Here is a 15,396-nt window from a genome sequence, read left to right as displayed (position 1 = left end):
ATGATGAATATACCCTATCGCCTATTCCGGAGAAAAAGAGTTAAGAGAGTCAATCGCTCCTTTCTGGGAAGCTTGTCGTTGTTTCTTGTCTTGGGAGTTGTAGGCGCCTTCATGGTGCTGCCGCTGGTGTATGCCATAAATGCCGCCTTCAAGCCATTGGATGAGATCTTTATTTTTCCGCCGACGTTGTTTGTCAAAAATCCAACGATGGATAATTTTGCAGATCTGATCAATTTGCTGGGTGCTTCATGGGTGCCGTTCACAAGGTACATTTTTAACACGGTATTTATTACCGGGATGGGGATCGTGGGTCACGTTCTGCTGGCTTCCGCTGCTGCTTACCCACTTGCCAAGCATCAATTTCCTGGAAACAAAATCATGTTCCAAATGATCGTACTGTCGTTGATGTTCACCCCTGCAGTTACGGCCATCCCAACCTATATGATCATGTCCTGGCTGGGGTGGGTGGACACGTACTGGGCTGTCATCATTCCGGCCTTTTCTTATCCGCTCGGACTATATCTGATGAAGCAGTTCATGGAGCAGATTCCGGACGCACTGATCGAAGCCGCGAAGATGGATGGGGCGAGTGAGTATCGAATCTTCTGGTCGGTTGTTATGCCGAATGTGAAGCCCGCTTGGCTCACACTTATTATTCTGCTGTTTCAGATCCTGTGGGGGACCGACGGTAATGGATTTATCTATAGTGAGAACCTGAAGACGCTGACCTCTGCGACAACGAATATTATTCAAGGGGGAATAGCGAGAGCCGGTGTTGGTGCAGCTGTTGCACTCATTATGATGAGTGTTCCGATTACGATCTTTGTCTTTTCTCAGAGCCGTATCATTGAAACCATGGCAACTTCCGGAATGAAGGAATAGGAGGGATAAGAACTTGCATGCTTATAAGCGAAGGTTGAAGCGATATTGCATTGCCTTAATATCAGCAGCGCTGCTCTGTTCCGCTCCTTCAGCGGTAGCGGCCAAGGCTCCATACGAAAGCTATACCTATAATTATTATGAAGAAGCTGTACCGGCTCCCGATGCATTTCTGCCGGACAGAAGCATATCGGGAGTTGATCTCGGCATTGGAGGCTTCGTGTCTCCGCAGGACATCTTTGTAAGCAGTGAAGGCAAGATCTATATTGCGGATACAGGGAATCATCGCATTATCGTTCTAAATGAGGATTGGACAGTAGATCGAATCTTCTCCAATTACAGCATGGACGGAGCGGAGCAGACCTTTAATATGCCTAGTGGCATCACTGTGAATAAAGCAGGAGACCTATATATTGCAGATACGGAGAACAAGCGAATCGTTGTTTTGTCCCCAGAAGGAGAATGGATCAAAACGATTGAGAACCCACAGTCCGAGGTGCTCGGAGCCAGCTTCTCCTTCGTTCCGTTAAAGCTGGCGGTGGATGATGCCGGACGGGTATTTGTCACATCCCGGGGAGCGTACGAGGGGATTCTGCAGTTTGATGAGTCGGGTGAATTCATTGGTTACGTCGGAACGATACAGGTACGCCGCAATTTTGTTGACTATTTATGGCGTCTCATCGCTACCGATGCACAGAAGAATCAAATGGCATTATACATTCCGACAGAATTCTCCAATATTGATATGGGGGAGAAAGGTTTCGTATATGCAACGAATATTGATCCTGGCTCGAGCACCCCGATTAAGCGTCTGAATCCTTCAGGTGAGGATGTGCTCAAAAGGTATGGGTATTTTGATGTGAAAGGAGATATCCGATATCGGTCCATGGGAGTCAATGGAGGACCCTCCAAATTAGTAGATATCAAATATCAGGGAAACGGCATGTATAGTGTGCTGGATTCACTCAGAGGGCGTATCTTCACATATGACCATGAAGGCAATTTGCTATATATTTACGGCGGAATAGGAACACAGGTCGGAACCTTTAGTACACCAGTCGCTATAGAGAAGCTGGGGAATCAGCATGTTGTCCTCGACCAAGGCAAAGAAACCATCACACTCTTCTCTCCGACCAGCTATGGAAGTGCCATTAACGATGCTGTCACCGCGCATTACAACGGGGATGATGAGGCTTCAGTAGCCAAGTGGAGAGAAGTGCTGAGATTGAACGCGAATTATGATATCGCTTACATCGGAATCGGGAAATCTCTCTTATATGCGAAGGAGAATAAGGAAGCGATGGAGCATTTTAAGCTGGGAATGGATCGTAAAAATTACTCGGTGGCCTTTAAAAGGTACCGAAAGGAAGTGCTGCAGGAGCATTTCGGTACTATATTAACGATCGGCACAACAGCCGTCATCGTGTTTGCCGGATACAGATGGTCGAAATCCTGGCGTAAAAGGAGGAAAGAGCAGCATGAAGCAGGATTTTATTAAGTTTCCTCTCCATCTCATCATCCATCCGTTTGAAGGGTATTGGGATCTTAAATATGAGGGGAAAGGAAAACTGAGAGTTGCGATTACCATACTATTTCTTCTGTTTATAACGATGGTTATACAGCGTCAATTTGCCGGGTTTCTGGTCAACTTCAACGATCCTAGAACATTAAACAGCCTGGCTGAGCTCCAGTACGTCGTGTTTCCTTTTATCCTGTGGTGTGTATCTAATTGGTCCATTACGACACTTATGGAAGGAGAAGGTAAGTTTCGTGAAATAGTTAACGCCACCGCTTATGCACTCATCCCGATGATCTTGGTGTACTTGCCCATGACTTTGATCAGCCGATTTATGACGCAGGAGGAGACCGCATTTTATTATTTGCTGAATACTGTAGCGGCCATCTGGTTCATCTACCTGCTGTTTGTGGGCATCATGACAGTACATCAATACACAGCAACGAAGACGATTGTAACGATTCTGCTGACCATCGTCGTTATGGCGATTATCGTATTTCTGGGCACGCTCGTGATGAGTCTGATCCAACAGATCATTGAATTTGTAACCAACATTTACCGTGAGCTCATATTCCGATCTTAAGGAGGCGTAAGTCTGGTGTCATCTCGTAAATGGAAATATACAGCTGTGCTGGCTTGCGCGCTCATGCTGGTCAGTATTTTCTGCTTCATCGTGCTTAGTGGAAGATTATCTGGGATAAATCCTGAGGCTTACGTGTCAGCATCCCCTGATCCTGGAGCAGAACAATTCACACCGCTTCAGGATTCGACGGAGGGTGTAGCTGGAATGGCTCTTGCAGCCAAGAATGACAGCTTAAGCTTGTACATTAATGAAGATACAACAGTGATAGCAGTGAAGGATCATCGGTCAGGAGAAATCTGGTACAGTAATCCGCTGGAGATGGAAGAGGATGGTATCGCTACTGCCTTTGAAAAAGAATCCATCGCCTCCCAGGTCACGGTCTCATTTCGCAATACACTGGGCGTTCTAGATACTTATACGAATTACAAGTACAGCATTTCCAATGGACAGTTCGAATTACAAGGCATTAAGGACGGTGTACGTATTGAATATACCCTTGGGGATGCAGAGCTTGGGATCGATGCGCTTCCCAAATTTATTAGTAAACAAAGGCTGCAGGAAAAAGTGCTGAGCAAACTGGATGAGGTGACCGCAAGCTATGTGGAGACCCGCTATCTGGTGCAGGATGCTAATCCTGAGGTCGTGGAAAGGGCGGATACGCAGGTCGAGCGGCCGCTTGTGCTCCGCAAGATGCTGGCAGCCTTCGAGCAGGCAGGATATACGCCAGAAGATTTAGCTTACGACAATGAAGAGAACGGGATTGGTGGACCCGGAGGGTCGGCGGATAAACCGAAGTTTCTCATTCCTGTGGAATACCGTCTGGAAGGGGATGCCCTCATGGTAACCGTTCCGCTCTCCCAGCTGGAGGAAAGTGAAGGGCATCAAATTCAAACCTTGGATTTGCTCTCCTACTTCGGGGCTGCAATCTCCGGTCAGGATGGCTATATGCTTGTGCCTGATGGCTCAGGCAGCCTCATCCATTTTGATAACGGTAAAGTAAAAGAGCCGCAGTATGTTCAGCCCGTCTATGGACAGGATCCGAATGATAACAGCAGAACGAGAGCTCAAATTGCTGAACCCGCCCGTCTACCGGTGTTTGGCTTGAAATCAGGTGATCATGCATTCTTCGCAGTCATTGAGGAAGGGGAAGGAAATGCCAGCATCGCAGCCGATATCAGTGGTAAACAAAATTCCTTCAATCACGTGTTCAGCCGACATGCTGTGCGGGGAGATGATGAGCTGGAGCTGTACACAGGCAGTAAGGTTCAAGAAATCCAGCTGCTGTCGAGCGAAAAATATAATGGTGATATTCGTGTGAAATACAGCTTCTTGTCGGGTGATGGTGCAAGCTACTCTGGAATGGCTCAAGCTTATCAAACAATGCTGGTAGAACAAGGTGTTCTTCAGCCTCTATCCGATCAAGAGGACATCCCTTTCTATGTCGATATTGTGGGGGCAATTGATAAACAGCAATCTTTTCTGGGTGTACCTTATAATGCAACCGTACCGATGACCACTTTCAAAGAGGCACAGGGCATTGCTGCAGAATTGCAGGCACAGAGCATCTCCAATATTCAAATGCAGTACTTGGGTTGGTTCGGAGCGGGGCTTGAGCACGAGCTTCCCGTCAAATTGAACACCTCTGAGTTAGGCAAAGACCGGGAGCTGAATGCACTGCAGGAGCAGCTGAATCGTACAGGGGGAGAGCTGTATCCTGACGTAGCCTTTCAACAGGTCTATGACAATGGCAAAGGTTTTCGATCGGCTAGCGACGCTTCCCGCTTTATAACCAAAGAAGCGGCAGAGCTCTCACCGTATGACAGATCGCTTAATCGAATGTCCCTACTGCAGGATGAATATTATCTGCTGTCTCCTGCCAAGCTTCCGGATGTAACCGCTCAATTTATGAAGCAGTACCGCAAGAAGGAATTGTCGGCTCTTGCGCTTCGCGATTTGGGAAGTACACTGCATTCCGACTATCGTAACAACAGCCTAATCTTCCGAAATACGGCGAGAGCGATCGTCGAAGAGCAAATCGGCCTGCTAGCAGAAGAATATCCGAATTTGATGATCAGCGGAGGAAACGCCTATGCATTGCAATATGCTCAGCATCTTGTCAACATACCGGAATCCTCCAGCAGATTTAACCTGACAGATGAATCGGTGCCTTTCTATCAGATGGTTATTCACGGGTATATCGATTATGCAGGAGATCCGGTCAATCTTACGGCCGCAGCCAATATGAGGCACCAGCTTCTGCACAGCCTGGAGCTTGGCTCCGCTCCGCATTTTCTATGGACAGCGAACACTTCTTCAGAGCTGAAATACACCCGGTATGATTATATGTACTCAGCCGAATATTCCAACTGGATCGATGATGCCGTATCTATGTACGACGAAGTGAATCAGGTGCTGGGTCCGCTCCGGACCGAGAAGATGCAGGATCGAATTGTCCATCAGCCTGGTGTCGTTGAAGTGAAATACAGTAACGGAACTTCTCTACTTGTTAATTATAATTCGGAATCTGTGGTGGCTCGAGGAGTCAGCATTCCAGCACAGGACTATGTAATAGGCGGTGACCCATCATGAGAACACGCCGTATAACCTTATCTCAGAAAAGATCACTTCTTGGCATCATTTTCATTTCGCCCTGGCTGCTTGGCTTTATCTTTCTATTTCTTACACCTATGATCCAGTCCATTCGGTTCAGTCTTAGTGAGCTGACGGTAGTTTCTCAAGGCTATGAGCTGGCGTATGTTGGCTGGAGTAACTTCAAAGAAGCGCTGCTCATCGATGCAAACTACAACCGTATTCTGACAGAATCTGTATTGCAAATGATCGTTAATGTTCCGCTTATTCTGTTTTTCAGCCTGTTTTCGGCAGTGCTGCTTAATCAAAAGTTTAGAGGAAGAGGACTGGCGAGAGCGATCTTCTTCCTACCCGTTATCCTGGCATCTGGTGCAGTCGCATCTGCAGAAGCTTCAGGACTAATTAACCTAATCGGTAATGCAACAGTGGCGGAAGAAACAGCCGGAGCCTCTTCTCAGTTTAATACACTGTCCATGGTCCAATTGTTGAATGAGGCGGGGTTACCCCTTGTTATCACCGAGTATATTGTGGATGCCGTAATGCGAATTTACGATATTATTCGCAGCTCGGGGGTACAGATCCTTATCTTCCTTGCAGCCCTGCAATCTGTCCCTAGCTCAATGTATGAAGTAGCCAAAATTGAAGGCGCAACAGGCTATGAATCCTTCTGGAAGATTACGTTTCCGATGGTCAGTCCGTTGATTCTGACGAATGTCATTTATACGGTGATCGATTCCTTTACAACAAGTCCAATTACTCAAACGATCTACACGACCGCATTTCAGACACAGAATTTTGGGCTGAGCGCGTCGATGTCATGGATCTACACGGTCGTAGTCGGCCTATTGCTCTTCTTAATTGGGTTCTTTATATCGAAGCGCGTTCATTACAATTAATCCGTCTTGTTAGGTGGTGAGGTATTCCATGCAGGAAATCAAAAGAATCGGACGCAGCGAAGCGGTCGTATTTCGAATGCAGCGCACAAAAAACAAAGTGATGAACGTGCTCTGGGACATCTTTCGTTATTTGCTCATAATCGGCATTTCCTTTGTCATCCTCTATCCAATTATGATGAAGGTATCCACTGCGTTTAAAGATAAAGTAGATATATATAATCCGACGATCTATATGATACCGGTGAACTTTACACTGGATAATATTAAGCTTGCAGCTGAGGTAATGAACTATTTTCCTCTGCTTGGGAGCACGATGGTTTATGTGGTCGTTATCATGCTGCTGACGACATTATCCACGGCTCTTGCCGGTTACGGCTTTGCCAGATTTGAATTCCCGGGGAGTAAAATATTGTTTGGTGCGGTGATTCTGACCATCCTGGTACCTTCCAGTACACTGATGGTACCGATGTACCTCCATTTTAGAAACTTTGATATCTTAGGCATGATTACTTTGTTAACAGGTAAAGAAGGAGTCAATCTCTTAAATACGTACTGGCCCTCTATGATCACAGCGGCTACTGCGACCGGACTAAAGGCGGGGTTGTTTATCTATATTTTCCGTCAGTTCTTTAAGGGTCTGCCGAAGGAGATCGAGGAGGCGGCCCTGATTGATGGAGCAGGCGGAATCAAGACCTTTATCCGAATCATGCTTCCAAACGCCATTCCTCCTATGATTACTGTCATGCTGTTCTCATTTGTGTGGACGTACAATGATACCTTCTATCCATCCTTGTTCATGAGCGACAGCAGTCTGATGTCTTTGAAGGTTGCTTCGCTTCCTTCGCAGGTCAATCTGATTATTCCTCAGCTGATGGGATTGTCGGGTACAGACATTAAGGCGGATCCAAACCATGTAGCAATGATTGTGGATACAGGGATCCTGCTGGCGATTGCCCCACTGATTATTTTGTACCTATTCGTACAGCGCTACTTTGTCGAAAGTGTGGAGCGTACGGGTGTAGTAGGTTAAGATCGTTAAGCGTTAGAACAACCCACTTATGCCGCACATGTAATATTTCAGTCACAACTTAATATGTTGGAAACCCGAACTTATCTGATGTTTTGTTTTGTTATCTAAAATATATATTGTTAGGATAACAAAATGATTGAAGTGTTGTCGATTCCATGAGACAATAGGTTTCAGAAATGAATCTATTTTATAAGTCATCCCAAATAGTATTATGAAATGGATTCGAATATAACACATTTGGAGGGTTCCTAAACCATGCATGAATCGAAGCTGCTGCTAAATGACTGGACATTTAAATCGTGTGAAGGAGAAGAATGGCTGCCAGCCGTAGTTCCGGGATGTGTTCATACGGATCTGCTGCGAAATGGCCAGATTCCTGACCCGTTCTATGGTACGAATGAAAAGCTTGTTCAATGGATTGATAAAAAAGACTGGGAATATAAAACCCTGTTTGATATACCAAATGAACTGCTGGAGAAGGAGCATATTGAGCTCGTATTTAACGGGCTTGATACATATGCGGAAGTGTTCATTAATGATAAGCATGTCTTGTCCGCAGACAATATGTTCCGCACGTGGGAAGCAGATATTAAGCCTTACGCCAAATCAGAAGGCAATAAACTGAGAATTGTCTTCCGTTCTCCGATCAACGAGGATTTGCCCAAGCTTGAAGCACTCGGATACGCGCTTCCAGCTTCGAATGATCAGTCTGAGGTAGGAGAGCTCGGCAATAAGAGAGTAAGCATCTTTGCTAGAAAAGCGCCTTATCACTACGGCTGGGACTGGGGTCCGAGATTTGTAACGAGCGGTATATGGCGTGAGGTTGAGCTGAGAGCCTGGACGGGTGTCCGCATAGCAGACCTGTATATTCACCAGCAGGTAGTAACGAAGGAGGCCGCTGCTCTGACCGCCATTCTAGAGATCACGGCAGATCAGCCAGGCGACAGAGTCATTCGCATTGCTACAGAGCAAGGAGAGTGGAGTGAGAAGGTTTCCCTGGTACCAGGACTTCAGAAAGTAGAAATTGCACTGAATCTCAAGAATCCTAAGTTATGGTGGTCCAGAGGTCTTGGGGAAGCCCACTTGTACACGTTCACCGCTGAGGTGCTGGATCAGGATGCAGGAACAGCGCTAGCTGAAGCTTCTGTAAAAACGGGGCTGCGCAGCATTCGTCTCGTCCGTGATAAGGATGAATACGGCAGATCCTTCTATTTTGAGCTGAATGGGGTTCCGGTGTTTGCTAAAGGGGCTAACCATATTCCTAACGACAGCTTCGTTACAGAGGTTACCCGTGAGCGATACAGACATGAGATTGAATCTGCAGCAGCCTCCAATATGAATATGCTTCGTGTATGGGGCGGCGGTATTTATGAGCAGGACGTCTTCTATGAGCTGTGTGACGAATATGGAATCCTGGTATGGCAGGACTTCATGTTTGCCTGCAGTATGTACCCGGGTGATGAAGCATTCCTTACGAGTGTTCGTCATGAAGCGATCGATAATGTCAAGCGTTTACGCAACCATCCAAGTATCGCACTCTGGTGCGGCAACAACGAGATTGACTCAGCTTGGGCCCACTATAATGAAGATGCGGGATGGGGCTGGAAAAAGGATTATACACACGAGCAGCGTGAGAAAATCTGGGCCGATTATGAAGCTGTCTTCCATAAACTGCTTCCTGAAGTATTGTCAGAACTCGTTCCAGGTACAGATTATTGGCCATCTTCACCGATTGTTTCGGTTACCAATGATATTAACCAGCATGCTTCTACCAGCTCGATCGAAGGGGATGTCCATTATTGGGGAGTATGGCATAACACGGAGCCTTTCGAGAATTACAATATCAAATTGGGCCGTTTCATGAGTGAATACGGATTCCAGTCCTTCCCTGAGCACAAATCCGTTCTTCGTTATGCAACAGAGTCGGATCTTGAGCTGACTTCCGAAGTGATGCGCGCCCATCAGAAGAATGGGGATGGAAACCGCCTCATCAAAGAATATATGGATATGTATATGACAGAGCCGAAGGATTTTCCTTCCTTCCTCTATATGAGTCAGGTGCTCCAAGCGGATGCGATGAAGATGGCAATTGAGGCGCACCGCAGAAACAGACCTTTTGTTATGGGAACATTATATTGGCAGATGAACGATACATGGCCTGTCGCTTCTTGGGCGGGGATGGACTATTACGGCAACTGGAAGGCGCTGCAATATTACGCTAAACGCAGCTTTGCCGACGAAATGATCTCCATTGACGGAACCAAGGATAACCAAGTTGACTTCTACTTGCTGTCTGATCTGCTTAGTCCATTAGAAGGTGAACTGCAAATCCGAGTTGTCGATTTTGACGGTACGGTTCATCATACCGAGACACATGCGGTAAGTAATCCGGGGAATGCGACGAATCTCGTTCTGTCTCTCTCACTTGCCGAGCTGCTTCAAGGTCATGATCCGGAACGTACAACGGCCGTTGCTGAACTCTTGGTTAACGGTCAAGTCGTTGATGTGCAGCGTCACTATTTTGTTCCATTCAAGGATCTGAAGCTGGGCGCTGCTGAAGTGAAGATAACTGAAGTCGAAGGCCCAGATGGAACTCGCTTTGTCTTGGAATCCAATATGCTGGCGAAGCAGGTATGGCTGGATAGTGAAGTTGAAGGTGTATTCAGTGACAATTTCTTCGACTTGCTCCCAGGTGAAGTAAAAGAAGTATCGTTTGCTTCCCGTACTTATGGAGAACAAGCTTTTGCAGCGGCATCACCAGGTAAAGTGGTCGTTCGCTCCATGTCAGATTTCATTAAAGCCACTCATTTATTGAACAAATAAACAATCAATAATTCAATTGCAGTCCATTTGTGTTATTCAATGAAGGCCATTCCTAAAGACATGTAAGTATCATGCATAGGGATGGCTTCTTCTATCGAATAAAAGATCAGGAGGGCGAAAAGTGCGTAATTCGAATCGTAAAATTCTTGTCAATCAGATCGGCTACCCCTTGAGGGGGAACAAGCTCGTGATATTAAGAGGAAGCAGTTCTACCTTCCACATCAGGGATATAGCGACTTCTGAGATTGTTTATTCTGCTCAGGCACAGGATGGAGTGGAGGATCTATGCTCTGGTGATCATTTATTTCAGGGTGATTTTTCATCATTTGAAGAGCCTGGACAATACAGGATTGAAGATGAGGAAGGGAATGAATCTGCTCCATTTATGATATCCGAACAGCCTTATGACGAGGTTCATGCCGGACTATTGAAGGCCTTCTATTATTTGCGCTGTGGAGAAGACTTGGACGAGGAGTATGCGGGAGTGTGGAAGCATAAGGCATGTCATACTTCTCCGGGCTATGTTCATACGAATCCGGATCAGCGGCTTGACGGCAATGGAGGCTGGCACGATGCAGGCGATTACGGGAAATATGTTGTAGCTGGTGCAAAAGCACTGGCCGATCTGATGCTTAGCTGGGAATTGTATCCGAAAGCCTTTGATTATTCGGTACCTCTGCCCGAATCGGATGGTGTGTTGCCTGATGTGCTGCATGAATGCAAGGTAGAGCTGGAGTTCTTGCTTAAGATGCAGGATACGGTCACCGGCGGGTCCTATCACAAGCTGACAACCAAGCAATTTCCCGGGCTTGATGTCATGCCGGAGGAGGATGAGGACGAGCTTGTATTTGCTCCTATATCTGCAACGGCAACAGCGGCTAGCTGTGCAGTGATGGCTGTGGCTGCAAGAATATACGATACCTACGATGCTGAGTTTGCTGGCAGATGTCTCACATCAGCCAAACGTTCCTGGACTTGGCTTGAGGCACATCCGGATGAGCCAGGTTTTAAAAATCCCCCGGATATTTACACGGGTGAATATGGGGATGGGTGTGATCTCGATGAGCGGTATTGGGCTGCGACCGAGCTGTATTTTTCAACCGGTGAATCGGTATACCATGATGCGATCAAAGGGTACGTGCAGGGGGATTTCCCTAAATGTGAATTGGGCTGGGCTGATATGGGCGGTTATGGAACCGTTCGCTATTTGCTGGCAGATGAGCAAGAGAAAGATACTGCTCTCTACGCTGACCTCAAGGGCCATCTCATGAATGAAGCAGATCGCTTGCTGGAGATCGCGAAGCAAGATGGCTATGGTATCTCCCTTTTGGAAGACGATTATATCTGGGGGAGTAATATGGTTGTCATGAACAGAGCGATGCTACTTCTCTTGGCTCATAAATTATGTGGAAATGTGGAGTATGAACAGGCTGCACTTGGTCATGTGCATTATATATTAGGCCTTAATGTACTTGATCTGTCTTATGTAACCGGGTATGGAGAGCATTCCGTTATGCATCCTCATCATCGGCCATCCGTAGGTGATAGTGTAGAGTTACCCGTACCAGGCATGCTGGCTGGTGGACCAAACAAACATTTGAACGATGAATGCATGAGAGCTCATCTTCAAGGCAAGCCTGCTGCTGCTTGCTATATCGACGATGAGGATAGTTATGCGGGGAACGAAATCACGATTTACTGGAACTCACCAGCTGTATTTGTCTTCTCACACTGGAACTCCGCTTAAGTTCATTTGTAAACGAAGGAGCAGGGTTCAGTCTGTTTTTAGCGAAAATATTCAGTTGGAAACAGACAAAGGAGCGTGCTGACGAGATGAATGAACAATTACAGCTGTTATTGGATCTGCCTAAACGTCAGATTATTTTGAGTTTACAGCCTGAGCCTTACCAGCAAATCAAAGAAGGCAAGAAAACGATTGAATTTCGTCGAAGGTTTATAAAAGAGCCTGCAGCGGCATTCATATATGTATCCTCTCCTGTGAAACAAATTAAAGCTTTTATTGAATTTGGAATGCCGATCCAGGAGGATATCGACACACTCGTATCTATTGCAGAGGGACATGAGCGAGGATCAGGGGCGGAGCTTCGTGAATATTTCAGCGGTGTGTCTCATGGATATGCCATTCCTATCTTATCCTGTATCGAATTTGCGCCCATGTCGCTCGAGCTGCTTAAGGGGGGCTATGCGTTTAATCCTCCTCAATCCTATATGAACCTGTCTGTTAATCCACGACTTGAACAGGCCTTATTGAAGAAAATGATGACCTGATCAAGGAGTCCATGACTTGGACTCCTTATCGGCCACATCTCTATAAGGAGGTGATCAGACTAACGAAAATATAAACGCTTAAGTTGCTTGACGGATTGGATTGATTGTGATGTGACGGAATGCATCGCCATTGGAAAGGAGGATCTAGCCATGCGTTTAAAGAATAGCTGGGCAGTATTTATTTGTATTTTGCTGATTAGCAGTATGATACCTTCTAATATGAAGAAAATGGAGGCGGCTCCCATTATATTTGAAGCGGAGAATGGAGTATTCACAGGTGTTGATGTAATGACGCAATTGCAAGGCTACTCTGGCAGCGGGTACGTAGGGGGATTTGATGCGCAGAACGATAAGCTGAGTATACAAGTGACCGTACCGGATACAGGTCTCTACAATTTAAGTATTGGTTATCAGGCTCCACACGGAACGAAGAATACGAGTCTTGTCGTGGGAGGCACATCACAAGGCGAGATTACACTTCATGAAACAACGAATTTTGGTGAAGTAGATGCAGGAAAAATCATGCTTCAAGGGGGTACGACGGAGATCAGTTTCATCAGTAATTGGGGCTGGTATTATATTGACTATGTACGGCTGGAGAGAGCTTCAGATCCACCACCGCATCAAATCAATGCAGCTCTCATTAATCCAGATGCCAGCAGTGAGGCCGTGTCCCTATACAATTATTTGAAATCAGAGTATGGACAGCACATTCTGTCAGGACAGCAAACACTGGCCGATGCGAATTGGATCCATAGCACACTTGGTAAGAAGCCGGCCGTATTAGGTCTTGATCTGATGGACTATTCACCTTCAAGGACAGAGCGGGGAACGGTATCATCGGATATTGAGCATGCGATCGAGTGGGATGCCGGAGGCGGTATCGTCACCTTTGCGTGGCACTGGAATGCTCCAAAAGATCTGATCGATCAACCTGGAAAGGAATGGTGGAGAGGCTTCTATACGGAAGCAACCACTTTCGACATTGAATATGCCATGTCACACCCGGATTCCCAGGATTATCAGCTGCTCATTCGGGATATGGATGCCATTGCTGTACAGCTCAAAAGACTTCAGCAGGAAAATATACCGGTACTGTGGAGACCGCTGCATGAGGCGGAAGGAGGATGGTTCTGGTGGGGCGCCAAGGGTCCGGAACCTGCCAAAGAGCTGTACCAGCTGATGTATGACCGATTCACGAATTTCCATGGGCTTGATAATCTCATATGGGTATGGAACTCGGAGAATCCGGATTGGTATCCGGGGGATCAATATGTTGATATTATCAGCGTTGACAGCTATCCAGGTGCTGGGAATTATGGGCCGGTAAGCAGTCGTTATGAGAATCTGAAGACACTGGTGAACGATCACAAGATCATTGCATTGACGGAAAATGGGCCTATTCCCGATCCGGATATGCTGCAGGCCTACCATGCGGATTGGAGCTGGTTTGTGACTTGGTCTGGAGAGTTCTTACGAGATGGTATTCAGAATAGTACACAGCATTTGACAAAGGTGTATAACAGTCCATATGTAATTACACTGGATGAACTGCCGGATTGGAAAAATAATGGCTCTTCACCACAAGTTGTACTTGAGATTTTAAGATAGGTATGCATAGGGAAAATAGAGGATACAAAAAATGCGAATTTTCCTGTATGGTAAAGGTGACCAAACCAAACCATTGGAGGAAAATTCGCATGTACGCTCAGTTTATCAAAGAACTCATCGATTTACCAGATGTTTTGATTCAAAAGGTGCGAAAAGAAGAAGAACGTTGGATTTTCGAACTTTCTCTACCCGAACAATGCCCATTATGTCCTGTCTGCTTGAAGCGTACAATCAAAATGACAGGCAAAAAGAAGCAATGGATGCATGGGTATGCTCAACGGATCGGCATCTTTTGGGTGGAACTCCCTGTGGAGCGTAGACGTTGTGGTACATGTGGCATGACATTCAGCACGTCTTATCCCGGAATTTCCCCTCGAAGTGTAGCGACGGATGCGTTTCAGCAATGGGTGGCGCAATCTTGCATCGGAACATCCATTCAGGCGGTGGCTCGTATGCTCAAGCTTCCTTACACGACCGTGGAACGTTGGTTTTATACCCATGCCCCTTCCTTCCTATCGAATGACATCCAACCAAAGGCAGTTTGTGTCGATGAGTTTGCGTTTCGAAAAGGGCATGATTACGGAGTGGCGATCATGGATGCCGAAACGGGAGAAGTGTATGCCGTTGAAGCAGGAAAGAACGAGGAAGCCATTGGACGTGTGTTGGCTCCTGTGTCTGATTCTGTTCAGTATGTCGTGAGCGATTTGGCTCCAGCGATGAAAAAAGCGATTCAAGGGGCGTGTCCGGAAGCGAAGCATGTGGTCGATTATTTTCATGTGATTCAATTGTTTACGGAAGCGTTGGATCGATGCCGCAAATCCTTCGGAAAAGGGAACAAGAAACATGGGCATGTCCGGTATGTTTGCCGCTTATTGACCCAGCGCCCCGAGAAGCTCACCGAGGAGGAACGCCAAACGGTGCGGGAGTGGCAGAAAGAGAGCGATTCCTTGCAGGCTGTCTATCAATCCCTTCAACATTTTCGTTATGTATCCAAAAGCCAAAACGAGCGACAAGCGAAACGTCGTTTGAACGCCTGGGTTCATCGGTATTTGTTTTGTCCTTGTTCTGCTGTTCGCGCCATCGCAAAATCACTCGTCAAACGAATATTTAGTGAAGCAAGGATGTCCTTCGCTTCCTTCTTCACTCGTTCTACCGTGTTGGTCACTTGATCTTGTGCGTG

11 protein-coding genes are annotated in these 15,396 nt (G+C 46.5%); all 11 read left to right on the top strand.

Features of this window, described 5'->3' with window-relative positions; translation table 11 throughout:
- Positions 1–3 precede the first annotated feature (3 nt).
- The gene (locus BLW49_RS01485; protein WP_076312497.1) at positions 4–882 is read left to right on the top strand and encodes a carbohydrate ABC transporter permease; all 879 of its coding nucleotides are present in this window, start codon (positions 4–6) and stop codon (positions 880–882) included.
- Between the two features lie 13 nt (positions 883–895).
- Positions 896–2,377: an NHL repeat-containing protein gene (locus BLW49_RS01480; RefSeq protein ID WP_090722845.1), complete on the top strand. Its 1,482-nt coding sequence runs from the start codon at positions 896–898 to the stop codon at positions 2,375–2,377.
- Positions 2,358–2,978, top strand: coding sequence for a Yip1 family protein (locus BLW49_RS01475; protein ID WP_076311018.1), 621 nt, complete (start codon positions 2,358–2,360; stop codon positions 2,976–2,978). The genes BLW49_RS01480 and BLW49_RS01475 overlap by 20 nt, the downstream gene beginning before the upstream one ends.
- Positions 2,979–2,993: 15 nt before the next feature.
- Positions 2,994–5,567, top strand: coding sequence for a DUF5696 domain-containing protein (locus BLW49_RS01470; RefSeq protein ID WP_090722843.1), 2,574 nt, complete (start codon positions 2,994–2,996; stop codon positions 5,565–5,567).
- Positions 5,564–6,463, top strand: coding sequence for a carbohydrate ABC transporter permease (locus BLW49_RS01465; RefSeq protein WP_090722841.1), 900 nt, complete (start codon positions 5,564–5,566; stop codon positions 6,461–6,463). The genes BLW49_RS01470 and BLW49_RS01465 overlap by 4 nt, the downstream gene beginning before the upstream one ends.
- 28 nt (positions 6,464–6,491) lie before the next feature.
- The gene (locus tag BLW49_RS01460) at positions 6,492–7,493 is read left to right on the top strand and encodes a carbohydrate ABC transporter permease (RefSeq protein ID WP_076311015.1); all 1,002 of its coding nucleotides are present in this window, start codon (positions 6,492–6,494) and stop codon (positions 7,491–7,493) included.
- A gap of 255 nt (positions 7,494–7,748) precedes the next feature.
- Positions 7,749–10,316, top strand: a complete 2,568-nt coding sequence (locus BLW49_RS01455) for a beta-mannosidase (RefSeq protein ID WP_090722838.1) — start codon at positions 7,749–7,751, stop codon at positions 10,314–10,316.
- A gap of 121 nt (positions 10,317–10,437) precedes the next feature.
- Positions 10,438–12,063 (top strand): glycoside hydrolase family 9 protein, encoded by a 1,626-nt coding sequence (locus tag BLW49_RS01450; protein WP_090722834.1) that lies wholly within the window; start codon positions 10,438–10,440, stop codon positions 12,061–12,063.
- 86 nt (positions 12,064–12,149) lie between these two features.
- Positions 12,150–12,605 carry a hypothetical protein gene (locus BLW49_RS01445; protein ID WP_076311012.1) on the top strand — a complete coding sequence of 152 codons (456 nt, stop codon included), beginning with the start codon at positions 12,150–12,152 and terminating at the stop codon, positions 12,603–12,605.
- Between the two features lie 150 nt (positions 12,606–12,755).
- Complete coding sequence (locus BLW49_RS01440; protein ID WP_090722832.1) at positions 12,756–14,216, top strand: glycosyl hydrolase; 1,461 nt, start codon at positions 12,756–12,758, stop codon at positions 14,214–14,216.
- An 89-nt stretch (positions 14,217–14,305) separates the two neighbouring features.
- Complete coding sequence (locus tag BLW49_RS01435) at positions 14,306–15,385, top strand: ISL3 family transposase (protein ID WP_256209533.1); 1,080 nt, start codon at positions 14,306–14,308, stop codon at positions 15,383–15,385.
- Positions 15,386–15,396: the final 11 nt, after the last annotated feature.

The organism is Paenibacillus sp. PDC88 (assembly GCF_900106725.1).
Classification (GTDB): domain Bacteria; phylum Bacillota; class Bacilli; order Paenibacillales; family Paenibacillaceae; genus Paenibacillus; species Paenibacillus shunpengii.
This window is presented reverse-complemented; position numbering and strand designations above follow the sequence as displayed.